Source organism: Paenibacillus sp. A14 (assembly GCF_036864815.1).
Lineage (GTDB): Bacteria > Bacillota > Bacilli > Paenibacillales > Paenibacillaceae > Fontibacillus > Fontibacillus sanfengchensis.
On sequence record NZ_JBAGJD010000001.1, the window covers coordinates 780,708 to 794,913 of the forward strand.

Consider the following 14,206-nt stretch of genomic DNA (forward strand, 5'->3'; position numbering starts at 1 on the left):
CTCACCTCGCATAACGTGATAGATTCAGTAAAATGCCGAGTGCCGTCAGCATCAATGTCAGGGAGGACCCCCCGTAGCTGATCAGCGGGAGTGTAATCCCCGTGACGGGCATGAGGCCAATGACAACCCCGATATTGATGACGACCTGCACGCCCACCATGCCGACAATGCCGACCGCCAGCAGGCTGCCGAACATATCGTCAACCGTCATCGCTACCCTCATGCCTCGCCAAACCAAAATCATAAACAGCAGGAGCACAATCATGCCCCCGATAAAGCCCAGTTCTTCAGTAAGAATAGAAAAAATAAAATCCGTCTGCGGTTCGGGCACGTAGCTGTATTTTTGCCGGCTCATGCCGAGTCCCAGCCCGGCCAGTCCCCCGGGGCCGATCGCGTACAGCGATTGAATGATCTGGTACCCGGCCCCCAGCGGGTCGGACCAGGGATCCAGAAAAGCGGTGATCCGCTGCAGCCGGTAAGGGGCCGCCAGGATCAGCCCGATGAAGCCGAGTACGCCGACCGCCGCCAAGCCCGCCAAATGCTTGATGCGGGCCCCGGCCGTGAATACGATGAGCATCGAGGCGCCCATCATCACTGTGCCCGTCCCCAAATCCGGCTGAAGCATGATCAGTCCGAATGCGAGGCCGATCAACCCGAGCGGCGGCAAAAGGCCCCGCGTAAAGTGGGTAATCCGGTAGTCCTCTTTGCTCAGCCAGACCGATAGAAACAGGATCATGCCGAGCTTCATAAACTCTGAAGGCTGAATGCCGAACGAACTGATGCCGAGCCAACTCCGTGCCCCGCCGCGCACAACCCCGATGCCGGGGATCAGCACGGCGACAAGCAGCACAAAACAGGCGAGCAAAGCGACTTTGGCATACTTTTTCATGATCCGGTAGTCCAGGTTCATAGTGAAGAACATGGCCACCAAACCGAGGACGGCAAAGAACAACTGCCGTTTCACAAAATAAAACGGATCGCCGTAATCGTGAAAACCGAGTACGGAGCCCGCGCTGTAAACCATCACAATCCCGATCACCAGCAGGCCGATAATGCTGGCCATTAACCAAAAATCCGGTGCCGTGCGGTTTTTGACCATCGTGGAAGCCACCTCTTGACAGAAAGTAGGGGCTTTTCCACCCCCCTACTTAAAGGGTATGCACCGCCTCTTTAAAAATGCGTCCACGCTCTTCATAGGACGAGAACATGTCCCAGCTGGCGCAAGCCGGGGACAGCAGCACGATGTCCCCATCGGCGGCCAGTTCCGCGGCAGCATTGATCGCTTCCCGCAGCGTATCGGCGGCGCTGGTTCCAGTATCGACCAGCACGATATCGCTTAGACCCGCCAGTTCGGCGACCCGGCCGATTTTCTCCTTCGTCTGGCCGATCGCCACCACGGCTTTGACTCTCTCCTTAAAGGCGGGCAGCAGCTCCATATAATCGGAGCCCCGGTCCAGGCCGCCGGCAATCAGCACGATCGGCCGATCCAGCGCGCCTAACGCCGTAACCGTCGCTTTCGAATTAGTCGCCTTGGAATTGTTGTAATACGCGACGCCGGATTTCACTTCCACGAACTCGAGCCGATGCTCGACTCCCCGGAAGGAGCGGAGTGGTCCGGCAAGCGCTTCGGGAGCGGCTCCGGCCGCCAGCGATGCCGCCGCGGCCGCCAGTGCGTTCCCCACATTAAAACGGCCCGCCAAGCCGATTTCCGCAATATCGAGAATGCGATGTTCCGCACCCGCTTCATCCCGGTAAACGATATGCCGGGTCAAGTTATCCTGAACGCCGGGAATAAAGGACGGCTGGACATAAACGCCCGCCGTCCGCAGCTCCTCCGCCATGGAGAAGGGGAGCAGCTTCGCCTTGATATAAGGGACCAGCTCGCGGCAGACAGGGTCGTCCCAATTAATGACGGCGATATCGGATTCCGTCTGATTCGCGAACAGTTTGGCTTTGGAAGCAACATAATCCTCCATCGTGCCGTGATAATCCAGATGAGTCTCGGCAACGTTCAGCAACACCGCCACCGCCGGGCGGAACTCCCGCGTCCCCTTGAGCTGAAAGCTGCTCAGTTCGGCCACCAGCCGGTTCTCCGGACGGGCCTCTTCCGCCGCCGCGCACAGCGGCGTTCCGATATTCCCGGCAACGAGCGGATGGAGCCCGGCGGATTCGAGCATGTTGCCGATCCATGTAGTCGTTGTCGTTTTTCCGTTGGAGCCGGTAATGCCGATGATCGGAGCCTCAGTCAGATGATACGCCACCTCCACCTCGGTCACGACTTCGATTCCCAATTCCTCCGCTTTGGCCACGGGTGGCGCACTGTAAGGGATTCCCGGGTTCTTGACCACCAGTTCGACCCCGGCGTGAATCAATCCCTCCGGGTGACCTCCGCATACAACAGAAATTCCCAAAGCTTCCAATTCGGATGCTTCGGGACATTCCTCTCTCGTCTTCCTATCGTTGACGGTAACGACCGCGCCGCTTCGGTGAAGGGTTTTGGCGACCTGCAATCCGCTCTTCGCTAGACCGAGTACAACCACTTGGCGCCCCCGGTATTCATCTGGATGTTTCATTTCTACAGCCCCTTGTTCAAATAAAGTCCGATGCCCGCCAGCAGCAGGCCAACAGCCCAAAACGTGACAACAACACGCCACTCCGACCATCCCGATAGTTCGAAATGATGATGGATCGGGCTCATCTTGAATATTCGTTTCCCGCGCGTCTTGAAAGAAACGATCTGCAGCACGACGGATAGCATTTCAATGACGAAAATGCCGCCGATCACGAGGAACAACAGTTCGCTCTTCGTGATAATCGCGATGGCCCCAATGGCTCCGCCGATCCCGAGCGAGCCCGTATCGCCCATAAACACCTTGGCCGGATGCGCGTTAAATACCAAGAAACCCAAAACCGCGCCGATCATGGCCGCCGCGCAAACCGCCGCCGGAAGAGAGGTCACCTGCATCGCGACAACCGCATAGGCCCCCAGCGCAATCGCGCTTACCCCCGAAAGCAACCCGTCCAGGCCATCGGTAAAATTGACGGCATTGCTGATGGCAATCAGCATAAAAATGATAAACGGATAGTAAAACCACGGGCCCCAATCAAACGAAAAGCCGGTCCCCGGGATGCCGATCGCCGTGCTGTGTCCTTCCGAAATCAAAAGCGCGCAGATGGTGCCGGAAAACAGCAGCTGCCCGAACATTTTTTGCTTCGGCGTCAGCCCCAGCGATCTTTTGAACACGATCTTGATGTAATCGTCCAGAAATCCGACCAGCCCAAAGCCGAGCGTGGCGATCAGCAAGACATAAAAATCGGTGTTCACGACCGAAAATTTAAGAAAAGCGAGCGTGAATGCCAAGATGATAATAATGCCGCCCATGGTCGGCGTTCCCGCCTTCTTCTGGTGGCTTTGCGGCCCTTCGCCGCGGATCTGCTGCCCGAATTTCATGCGCCGCAGCAGAGGAATCAGCAAAGGGGCCGAGATCACCGCTAATATAAAAGATACGCCAATCGTTAATAGTATGAGTCCAAAGTCCATTGGGATCACCCCCCTTTCGCCGGATTTATCGATGAAGGCTGCTGGTTTTGACCGCGTCGACGACTTCCTCCAGCTTCATGCCGCGCGATGCCTTGACGAGAAGAACATCCTGCGGATGCAGCCGGGGAATCAGCGCTTCAATCAGCTCGTTTTTATCCCGATAGGAGAAGATGCGTTCTTTCTCCAAACGCTCCGCCGCCCCTTCGGCGATGGCCGCTCCGAGCTTCCCGTAAGTAAACAGCATATCCGTTTTTCCCGGGCTTAAGAATCTGCCGACTTCCCGATGGTATTCGACCTCATCCTCACCAAGCTCAAGCATATCGCCAAGTACGGCGATTTTTTGCCGGTAGCCGCGCTTCTTCTCCAATACTCCGATCGCCGCTTTCACGGAAGCCGGGCTGGCATTGTAAGCATCGTTCAGGATCGTGATGCCGCTGACGCCGCGAACGGTCTCGATACGCATACCTGTCAGTTCCACCCGCTTTAGCCCTTCGGCAAGCGCTTGTTCGGACACACCAAAGTATGTCGCTACAGCCAGCGCCGCCAAAGCGTTCACGACATTGTGCTCGCCGGGCAGCGGCAGCTCAAGAGAGATATCTCCTAGCGCGTGCGAAGTAAATACCGTTTTGTCCTCCAGGTGCATGATGCCGATCGGATAATCCTCATTGCCGGGATCGAGTCCGAAGGTCGACAGCTTCAACGCTGCCGGTTTAACCGTGGCCGGCTCCGCCAGAACCTGGGTGATGAGAGGTTCGTCCCCATTATAGACAAAAAGCCCTCCCTCTTGGAGCCCGGACAAAATTTCCAGCTTGGCGCGGGCGATTTCCAGCCTGGAGCCGAGCTGCAGCAAATGCGACTCCCCGATGTTCGTGACGATGGCCGCCTCGGGCTCCGCCAGCTTGGACAGAAGCTCGATTTCATGCCGGCCGCTCATCCCCATTTCAAGCACGGCGATTTCCGTATCTTCAGGCATGGACAGAATCGTCAACGGCAGCCCGATGTGATTGTTATAGTTGCCCTGCGTTTTATGAACTTTAAAAGTTGTGGCCAGCAGTGAAAAAAGCAGGTCCTTGGTCGTCGTCTTCCCGTTGCTTCCCGTAATCCCGACCACGCGGGCGCGACTCGCCGCCAAATAACTTTTGGCGAGGCGTTGCAGGGCCTCGAGGGTATCGTCCACAAGCACGCAAGGCCCCGGGGCTTCTCCCCGGGATTTCGACCAAAGAACGGCTCCGGCCCCAGCCTGAAGGCATTCCGCGGCAAAATCATGGCCGTCAAACCGCTCGCCGGCTAACGGGATAAACAGACAGCCCGGCGAAATACGGCGGGAATCGGTGGTAACTCCTTCAATAAGTATATCGGCATCGCCGGGATTTCCTAATTGTCCGCCGGCCATCGCGGCGATTTCCGCTAGTTTACGTTTAATCACTTGTTCAAACCCCTTATCGCTTCTTTGGCGACGATCCGGTCATCAAAATCGTGCACCTCTTTGCCGATCAATTGGTAGGTCTCATGGCCCTTCCCCGCAATCAATACTACATCTTCGGGGCTTGCCATTTCAATAGCCTTTTGAATGGCTTCGCGGCGGTCCACAATCAGTTCGTAACGGTCGCGCGGCACCCGATCCTCTTCAAGTCCCGCCTCGATATCCTTCAGAATGAGCCCGGGGTCCTCTGTGCGCGGGTTATCGGAAGTCACGATGACATGGCCCGACAGACGCGCTGCGATTTTGCCCATGAGCGGCCGCTTGGTCCGGTCCCGGTCGCCCCCGCAGCCGAACACGCAGATGACCCGCCCTTTGGCAAATTCGTTAACGGCGTTCAACACATTTTCGAGGCCGTCCGGCGTATGCGCATAGTCCACGATAACCGCGAACGGCTGACCTTCGTCCACCGCTTCCACCCGGCCGTCCACGCCCGGAACGGCTTCCAGGCTCGCCTTAATGTCCTGCAGTTCAATTCCTTCGAGCAGGGCGGCCGTCATCGCCGCCAGCGCGTTATACACATTGAACTTCCCTACCATTTTTAAGGTGATATCAATATTTCCCAGGAAAGTGGCCGCGTGAAAAGAGGTTCCTTTCGCCGTAATCCGGATGTTCGACGCCCGCACATCCGCTTCTTGATCCACACCATAAGTAATGATCTCAGCCGCCGTCTGCTTGGCGAAATAAGAGGAAGCCGGATCGTCGGCATTAAGCACGGCATAGCTGCGCTCATCCGGGGAAGAAGCATAAGTATTGCCGAGGCGCGAGAAGAACAACCCTTTCGCCGCACGGTATTCCTCCATCGATTTATGATAATCCAAATGGTCCTGCGTCAGGTTGGTAAACACCGCCGTACGGAATTTCGTTCCTTTAACGCGTCCTTGATCCAGCGCGTGCGAGGAAACCTCCATAACACAGTAATCCGTATCTGCTTCCTTCATCTCATGCAAATAACGCTGCAAATCCAGCGACTCCGGCGTCGTTCCGGACATCGGAAACGTCTGTCCGGCATAACGGCGCTGGATCGTTCCGATCAAGCCGGCGGATTTCCCTTGATCCTGCAAGATCCGTTCGATTAAATACGTCGTCGTCGTTTTCCCGTTCGTTCCGGTGACTCCGATCACTTTCATACGGGAGCTGGGGAAATCGAAAACCACATTGCCCAGCACCGCCATCGCCACCCGGCTGTCCTTGACCTTAAGCTGCGGCAGCGGGTTATTCTCCAACCAGCGTTGTACGACAAGCGCCGCTGCCCCCGCTTCCGCCGCCTTCTGCGCAAAGTCATGGCCGTCGACCGTATGGCCCGGCAGGCAGATGAACAAATCCCCGGGCGATATTTTTCGCGAATCGATCGAGATTCCCCGGCATTCCGTGCCGGCATCGCCCCGGATTTCGCTTCCGATGATATAAGTCGCTAAATCTTTAAGCAGCATAAGTTACCCCTCCGTCAATTTCTGAAAAAACAACCTTATTCATAATTATCACCAAAGTTGGCGCGGTTCAGGATGATTCATCCTGATGTTCATGAAGTCCGCCTCGCTCGGCGTCCTCCTCGGTGCCCATATAAATCCGGATGGTCGAACCCCGGTCGACCCGCGTCCCCGGTTTCGGCGCTTGGTTAATCACCACGTTGCCCGCGCCCGATTTGGCCAGATTAAAGTTCATATTGAGATCTTCATAAATTTCCTGAACGGTGTGCCCCATCAAATCGGGAACCGTGACGACCGGAGTTTCGCCATATTTGTACTTTTTGGCGACCTGTTCCTGCCGCGGCGGAATCTTCATGTATTCCAGCGCATCCTTCAGAATATTCCGTACAATCGGCGCCGCCACTACGCCGCCGAACTGAATTCCCTGCGGATTGTCCACCGCGGTGTAAACGACGATCTGCGGGTCGTCCGCCGGAGCAAAGCCGATAAACGAAACGATATGCTCGTTTTGCGAATAGCGGCCGTTAATGACCTTTTGCGCGGTTCCCGTCTTCCCTCCGACCCGGTACCCGTCGATAAAGGCGTTTCCGCCGGTTCCCTTTGCCACCACGCTCTCAAGCGCCTCGCGAACCTGCTTGGACGTTTCTTCGGAAATCACCTGCCGAACGAGCTGGGGTTCATTGGTGAATACCACTTCCCCTGTGTCAGGATTACTCCAGGATTTAGCCACAAACGGTTTAAACAGCTTGCCTCCGTTGATTGCCGCCGAAACCGCCGTAATTTGCTGAATCGGCGTCACCGAGACCCCTTGACCAAAGGAAGTTGTCGCGAGTTCGACAGGGCCTACGCGGGACATCTTGAACAAAATGCCGTTTTCTTCCCCGGCCAGGTCAATCCCCGTTTTTGTACCAAAGCCGAAATCCTTAATGTACTTAAACAAAGTTTCCTTCCCGAGGCGCTGACCAAGCGCGACAAACCCGGGGTTACAGGAATTTTCCACAACCTGAAGGAAGGTTTGGCTGCCGTGTCCGCCTCTTTTCCAGCAGCGCAGCGAAGCTCCGCCCACCTTGACATAGCCCGGGTCGAAGAACTGCTCATGGTGCAGGTCCACCTTTTTTTCTTCCAGAGCGGCCGATAGGGTGATGATTTTAAATGTGGAGCCGGGCTCATAGGTCATCCAGATCGGGAGATTTCGGTTGTATACCGCCGGGTCCACCTCTTGATATTCCGCGGGCTCATATCCCGGCCTCGCGGCCATCGCCAGAATCTCCCCGGTTTTCGGATTCATCGCGATCGACAGCGCCGAATTGGCCTGATGCCGGGCCATCGCCTGATCCAGCTCGCGTTCCATGATGCTCTGAATCGATTTGTCAATCGTCAGCGTCAAGCTCAAACCGTCTTTCGGTTCGACGTACTTTTCGGATGAGCCGGGCATCAGCCTGCCCCCCGCGTCCGACAAGTACGAGACGCTTCCGTTCATGCCGCTCAGCTTATTGTCATACTTGCTCTCCACGCCGGTCAAGCCTTGATTGTAGCCGCCGGTGAACCCTAGAATATGGGCGGCGAGGCCCCCATAGGGATAGTACCTTTTATTGTCCTCGGCAACGACAATACCCGGAAGAGCCAAATCACGAATTTGCTGCGCTTTTTCCATCGTAATTTTGCGTCCGCCGGGCTGCAGCCTGACTATGGATTGTCTCTTGGTAATCGCCTTAAGCACGGCTTCCTCGCTCATTCCCAGCAAGGGAGCCAGGCTTTTCGCCGTCGTTTCGGGCGATTTCACCTGCACCGGAATGGCCATAACGGTCGGCGTCGTAATATTGTAGGCCAGCACCGCGCCGTTCCGGTCGGTGATTTCCCCCCGCTTCGCGGAGTAAGGGATATTGCGGCGCCAGGAATCCTCCGCCTTGGCCGATAGCTCTTCTCCCTGGCCGAGCTGCACATAAGCCAGCCGGATTACTAGAGCGGCGAACAGCAGACAAAGCAGCATGAGCAATACGAATAATCTTCGTCTGACCGTTACTTTGGATATTCTCATCACGATAGCCCCCTGTCCATCCAAAAACATGTGGTCGATCTCTTCACATGAATATTCAGGACAAACAGGGGTTAGAACAAGCTAGGGCGAAGAATCTCCGCTCTCTCCGCCGTTTGCCGCGGCGTTCTCACCGCCACCGCCGCTATCACCGGAAGAGGCGTCCTCCTCGGAATCCGCCTCCGTCTCCGCCGGATCTTTTACCGGCGGCTCGAGCACAAGGTGCACCTTACGCCGGCCTTTTTCCTCGGAGGCCGTCTGGGAAACCACGTACCCTTCGCCTTCGGCCGTCACGGAGACCTGAAGGGCCGAGAGCAGCTCCATCGCTTCTCTTAACGATTTGCCGCTCAGGTTCGGAATGGCCATTTTCTCGCCTTCCTCGGTCAGCAGATACATGTATTGGCCGGCCTTTAACGTACTCCCCGCTTTCGGGAACTGGGACACGAGTTCCTTGCCTCCCCCCAGGGTGACGTAGGAAACCCCCTTTTCCCCAAGTTTATTTTTTGCATCCTGCAAGGAAAGCCCGGTTAACTCCGGCGCTTTAATGCCGCCGCTGCTTTCCGTCCCGGCCGATTGAGCTTTGTCGTTCATATTTTTCGGAACGCCCATGTACTGCAGCGTCTGTTTCATAATTTTTTGAAACACCGGCGCCGCCGCGGCACCGCCGCCGAGCTCCGAGTCCCTTGGTTCGTCGATGAGCACGAGCATGACGACTTTGGGATCATCCACCGGCGCGTAACCGATGAAAGAAACGACCTGTTTCGTGTAGTCGTATTTCCCGTTAACTACTTTAACCGCCGTTCCCGTTTTACCGGCGACCCGGTAGCCCTCGATATACGCGTGCCGCCCGGTACCGATTTTCTGGTCGGAAACGACCTGCTCCAGAATTTCGCTGACTTCCTTCGCTTTGTCCGGGGTAAGGATTTGCCGGATCTCTTTGACTTCTGTTTCCGTCGTTTCCCCGGTTTGCGGGTCGGTAATGGATTTGACGATATGCGGCTCCAGCAGTTTCCCGCCATTTGCCACGGCCGCAACCGCAGCGACCTGCTGCAGTGGCGTGACGAGCAGCTTGCCGTGCCCGTAAGCCATCGCCGCAAAGTCCGCCTGCTGCTTCGGCGTTACGACCCCGGCCGCTTCGCCGGGCAGCTCAATCCCCGTCTTTTGGCCGAAACCAAACTCATCCACATATTGTTTCAGTCGCTCAGGACCTAGCATCTCGTATCCAAGCTTAACGAAGGCGACGTTACTGGAACGTTTAACCCCTAACAAATAGCTAATACGCCCCCATCCCGAACGTTTCATGTCGTGAATGGTTTGCCCGGGAACGCGAATGCTTCCGGACATATATTCCGCCTCGGGATTGAACAATCCCTCCTCGACGGCGCCCGCCAATGTCACGATTTTAAACGTGGATCCCGGCTCGTAGACCGACTTGATCGCATGGTTGTAAAAGTTCTTTTGGTCCACATCGGCCCAGTACTGATTCGGATCATAGGTCGGCAAATTGGCCATGCCGAGAATGTCCATCGTCTTTGGATCCGCGGCAATGACCGTCATACTGATCGGCTTCAATTGATCGAAAGCTTCCTTCATCGCTTCTTCGATATAATACTGTATCGTCCCGTCGATCGTCAGCCGGATATTTTCTCCATTTTTAACGGGCTGATAGATCTCGCTCGCTTTGGGAATCTCGATTCCCCGGCCATCGCTCTTGTATTGGAGCTTGCCGTCAATGCCGCTCAGTTCTTTGTCATAAGCCGCTTCGAGGCCCGAGACCGCTTTCCCGTCCCGGTCCGTATATCCCAGCACATGGGCCGCTAGATCTTTTTTCGGATAATACCGTTTTTGCTCTTTTAGCAAATAAATACCGGCATCCTCAACCTTGTGCTTTTTCTCCAGTTCATTAGTAAAAGCCTCGACTTTGTCCCGCAGCTCCTGATCGATTTTCCAGCCTTCGTAGCGGACCTCCCGCTGCGCTAAGAAAGTTCCGTCCTCCTTCTTGGCGTTGACGATTTCTTCCAGTTGGAGCTTGTCTTTGCCAAGCAAGTTATGGAGCCCTTCCACCACTTCGTTCTGCAAATTCAATTTGTGGATCAGCTTGGGATTGACCGCCACGGTATAGGCCGGGGCATCGATGGCCAATACGTCCCCGTTCCGGTCGGTAATGGTACCGCGCGTAGCCGGCAGTTTTTTCTCTTTTGACCAGATTTCTTCGGCATGGCCCTGCCAAAAGCTGGCCTCCACGACCTGAATCCAGAACACTCTACCTATAAGAACAGTAAAAAAGAGGGTAATGCATCCCCCTATCAGCAGCGTCCGAAGTTTTATTCTCTTGATCATGGCAATACCTCGTGATTCTATGATTTGTGCCCGGACCCGCTTACTCCGCGGACCCGGACGCTTTCAGACCGACAGGAATTTGAATGTGGAACCCTTCTGCCGCAGGCGAAACGTAGCCGAGTTTGGCGGCTTCCTCCGGAATTTTCTCCTCCAGCTTTTCTTTTTGAACGGCCATTTCCTTCACCTGCACCTGAATCTTCTGGATATCCGCGTTCAAATTGAAAATATCACGTTTGATACTGTAGAGATTCGCGTTTTGCACCAACAAGCCGCCCATGATCGCCACGCAAAATACAATCGTCGCCAAATAAAGCAGCTTCTCTTTGACCGGAAGCGGTGCCCGCCGGGTAACTACTTTTGTGGTCTCCCGGTAACGCTGGGACTGGTGACCGCGTTCCGCCGTTTTTTCTTTGACTGCCAAATTCCCCCGTGTATACGCCATTTCACACTTCCTCCGCACTTGATTGCAGTTTCTCCGCTACACGCAATTTCGCCGAACGCGCCCGCGGGTTTTGTTCCAGTTCCTCCGCTGAAGGAACGAGCGGCTTTCTGTTGACCAGTTTCAGTTGTCCCTGACCGCCGCATACACACATGGGAAAATCAGGGGGACAGGTGCACTTTTCCACATAGCTGGCAAAAATTTGTTTACAGATCCGATCTTCCAACGAGTGAAACGTAATCACCGAAGCTCTTCCCCCGGGGGCGAGACACCGGACCGCGGCGTGAAGCCCTTCTTCCAAAGCGCCTAATTCATCGTTTACGGCGATCCGCAACGCCTGAAAGCTTCGCTTCGCCGGATGGCCGCCGGTTCGGCGAGCCGCCGCAGGAATCCCTTCCTTGATTAATTCGACCAATTCTCCGGTCGTTTCCACCGGCGCCTCCTGCCTTCGCTGCGCAATGACCGAGGCGATTCGTCTGGAGAACTTCTCTTCGCCATATTGGAACAAAATTCTTGCTATTTCGCGTTCCGGCCACTCATTCACAATATCCCTGGCCGTTAGCGATGCGGATTGATCCATGCGCATATCCAGCGGAGCGTCGGCGTTATAGCTGAACCCCCGCTCTCCTTCGTCAAATTGGGGAGAGGATACGCCGAGGTCAAACAAAACACCGTCCACCTGCGGTATACCATCTTTCGTCGGAACGCCAACCTCAAGCAGCTTCTGCTGTAAATGGCGAAAGTTGCTCTTGACCAAGGTCAGACGGCCACTGTAGGATGCCAGATGTTCTCTGGCATTGTCCAGAGCCCAGTCATCCTGGTCAAACGCGATCAATCTGCCGCGTTCCCCAAGCCGGGACAGGATCACGGAGCTATGGCCGCCTCCGCCTAAAGTGCAATCCACATAAATGCCGTCCGGCTTGATGCGCAGCCCTTCTGTCGCTTCTTTTTTAAGCACCGTGATGTGATGAAACAAGACTTACGCCTCCAGACTCTATCTTTCTTTCCAAATCAAAAATCAAAATCAACCAGCTTCTCGGCAATTTCGTTAAAGGTGTCTTCGGATTGTTGGAAGTAGTGCTCCCAAATATCCCGGCTCCAAATTTCTACCCGGTTCGACACGCCCAGTACAACGCAATCCTTCTCCAGTTTGGCATACTGCCTCAAATTGGGGGGTAAATTTACCCTTCCCTGTTTATCCCATTCGCATTCCGTCGCCCCGGAGAAAAAAAACCGCGTAAACGCACGCGCATCGGATTTCATCAGCGGCAGGGCTTTAAGCTTTTGTTCCAGGACTTCCCACTCCTGTTGCGGATATACGAAAAGACACTGGTCGAGCCCGCGGGTGACGACGAAAGAAGTCCCTAGGAGGTCGCGAAACTTGGCCGGAATAATGATTCGGCCTTTCTCGTCAATGCTATGTTGGAACTCCCCCATAAACATTGGTTCACTCACTCCTTACCTCTTCCCCCCACTTTGCACCACTTTCCACCACTATGAATAGTACTTATTCTCCACTACGGATAAAAATCCTGCTATCTCTTAAACTTTTTTTGTTGGTAATTATATCCGGGTGAACGGACGTAAAAAAAGCGCGAGCGACGGGGATCATTAAATCCCCACACTCACGCTTCTATGGATCGTTTCATGTTATCAAGCCGTGTTTCCGGTTTCTTAATGCTCCTGCCAACTGTCCAGATAAGCCCGCTGTTCTTCGGACAGCGTATCGATGCCGAGCCCCAGACTTTCCAGCTTGAAGCGGGCCACCTGCTCATCCAACTCATACGGAACATTGATCACGGTCTTGCCGATTTGCTCATACTGTTCGTTCACGTACTTAAGTGACAAGGCTTGAAGGGCGAACGTCATGTCCATGATCTCCGCCGGATGTCCATCACCGGCAGCCAGGTTGACCAGGCGGCCTTCGGCGAGCACATACACTTTGCGTCCGTCCTTCAATTGATATTCTTCAATGTTCCGGCGAACGGTACGTATCGAGCTGGAGCGCTCAGCCAGCTCCGGTTTGTTCACTTCCACGTCGAAGTGGCCGGCATTGGACAGAATGGCTCCGTCCTTCATCACATCGTAATGTTCTCCGCGAATGACGTCGCGATTGCCGGTTACGGTGACAAAGAAATCGCCGATCTTGGCCGCTTCCAGCATCGGCATGACATGGAACCCGTCCATATAAGCTTCGACTGCCTTGATCGCATCCACTTCGGCGACAACGACATTGGCGCCAAGCCCTTTGGCCCGCATCGCCACGCCTTTGCCGCACCAGCCGTAGCCTACAACCACGACGGTTTTCCCCGCCACGACCAGGTTGGTCGTCCGGTTGATGCCGTCCCAGACCGATTGTCCTGTTCCGTACCGGTTATCAAACAAGTATTTGCAATACGCATCGTTTACGGCTACCATCGGGAATTGCAGCTTCCCTTCCTTATCCATCGCTTTAAGCCGCAAAATCCCGGTCGTGGTTTCCTCCGCGCCACCGCGAACATTTTCGAGGAGGTCCGGACGTTCCGAGTGAAGGATCGTCACAAGGTCTCCGCCGTCATCGATAATCAGATCCGGCTTCGTCTCGAGAGCACGAATAAGAAGCGCTTTGTACTCCTCAGGCTCCGGGTTGTATTTGGCAAACACCGTGACGCCGTCTTCGACCAATGCCGCGCATACATCGTCCTGGGTGGAAAGCGGGTTGCTTCCTGTAATCGTCACTTCGGCTCCGCCGGCTTTGACGACCTTCGCCAAATAAGCCGTTTTTGCTTCCAAGTGCAGCGAGATCGTTACTTTTAACCCCTTAAAAGGCTGCTCCTGCTCAAATTGCTTGCGGATCCGTCCAAGCACAGGCATATGAGCCTCGACCCAATCAATCTTCAAGTGCCCCTCGGGGGCCAGTTTCATATCGGCGACGATGCTGTTTTGAATAGCTGAACTCATC

The 14,206-nt window shown here is 55.1% G+C and carries 11 protein-coding genes; all 11 read right to left on the bottom strand.

What is annotated here, in order from left to right:
• Nucleotide 1 precedes the first annotated feature (1 nt).
• Nucleotides 2-1,099, bottom strand: coding sequence for a stage V sporulation protein E (gene spoVE, locus V4U88_RS03855; RefSeq protein ID WP_334071901.1), 1,098 nt, complete (start codon nucleotides 1,097-1,099; stop codon nucleotides 2-4).
• Nucleotides 1,100-1,148: 49 nt separating this feature from the next.
• The gene (gene murD, locus V4U88_RS03860) at nucleotides 1,149-2,573 is read right to left on the bottom strand and encodes a UDP-N-acetylmuramoyl-L-alanine--D-glutamate ligase (RefSeq protein WP_334071902.1); all 1,425 of its coding nucleotides are present in this window, start codon (nucleotides 2,571-2,573) and stop codon (nucleotides 1,149-1,151) included.
• Between the two features lie 2 nt (nucleotides 2,574-2,575).
• A complete protein-coding gene (gene mraY / locus V4U88_RS03865; RefSeq protein ID WP_334071903.1) occupies nucleotides 2,576-3,541 on the bottom strand; it encodes a phospho-N-acetylmuramoyl-pentapeptide-transferase in 966 nt (321 codons plus the stop codon).
• Nucleotides 3,542-3,566: 25 nt separating this feature from the next.
• A complete protein-coding gene (locus V4U88_RS03870; RefSeq protein WP_334072069.1) occupies nucleotides 3,567-4,964 on the bottom strand; it encodes a UDP-N-acetylmuramoyl-tripeptide--D-alanyl-D-alanine ligase in 1,398 nt (465 codons plus the stop codon).
• Nucleotides 4,964-6,454 carry a UDP-N-acetylmuramoyl-L-alanyl-D-glutamate--2,6-diaminopimelate ligase gene (locus V4U88_RS03875; protein ID WP_334071904.1) on the bottom strand — a complete coding sequence of 497 codons (1,491 nt, stop codon included), beginning with the start codon at nucleotides 6,452-6,454 and terminating at the stop codon, nucleotides 4,964-4,966. Before V4U88_RS03875 ends, V4U88_RS03870 begins: the two co-directional genes overlap by 1 nt.
• Before the next feature lie 67 nt (nucleotides 6,455-6,521).
• On the bottom strand, nucleotides 6,522-8,489 hold the full coding sequence (locus tag V4U88_RS03880) for a stage V sporulation protein D (protein ID WP_334071905.1): 1,968 nt from the start codon (nucleotides 8,487-8,489) through the stop codon (nucleotides 6,522-6,524).
• An 81-nt stretch (nucleotides 8,490-8,570) separates the two neighbouring features.
• Nucleotides 8,571-10,826, bottom strand: coding sequence for a penicillin-binding transpeptidase domain-containing protein (locus V4U88_RS03885; protein ID WP_334071906.1), 2,256 nt, complete (start codon nucleotides 10,824-10,826; stop codon nucleotides 8,571-8,573).
• 40 nt (nucleotides 10,827-10,866) lie between these two features.
• On the bottom strand, nucleotides 10,867-11,268 hold the full coding sequence (locus tag V4U88_RS03890) for a hypothetical protein (RefSeq protein WP_334071907.1): 402 nt from the start codon (nucleotides 11,266-11,268) through the stop codon (nucleotides 10,867-10,869).
• A gap of 1 nt (nucleotide 11,269) precedes the next feature.
• Entirely contained in the window at nucleotides 11,270-12,241 is a 972-nt protein-coding gene (gene rsmH, locus V4U88_RS03895) for a 16S rRNA (cytosine(1402)-N(4))-methyltransferase RsmH (protein ID WP_334071908.1), read from the bottom strand.
• Between the two features lie 35 nt (nucleotides 12,242-12,276).
• The gene (gene mraZ / locus V4U88_RS03900) at nucleotides 12,277-12,708 is read right to left on the bottom strand and encodes a division/cell wall cluster transcriptional repressor MraZ (protein WP_334072070.1); all 432 of its coding nucleotides are present in this window, start codon (nucleotides 12,706-12,708) and stop codon (nucleotides 12,277-12,279) included.
• Nucleotides 12,709-12,939: 231 nt separating this feature from the next.
• A complete protein-coding gene (locus V4U88_RS03905; RefSeq protein WP_334071909.1) occupies nucleotides 12,940-14,205 on the bottom strand; it encodes an adenosylhomocysteinase in 1,266 nt (421 codons plus the stop codon).
• Between the last annotated feature and the right edge of the window lies 1 nt (nucleotide 14,206).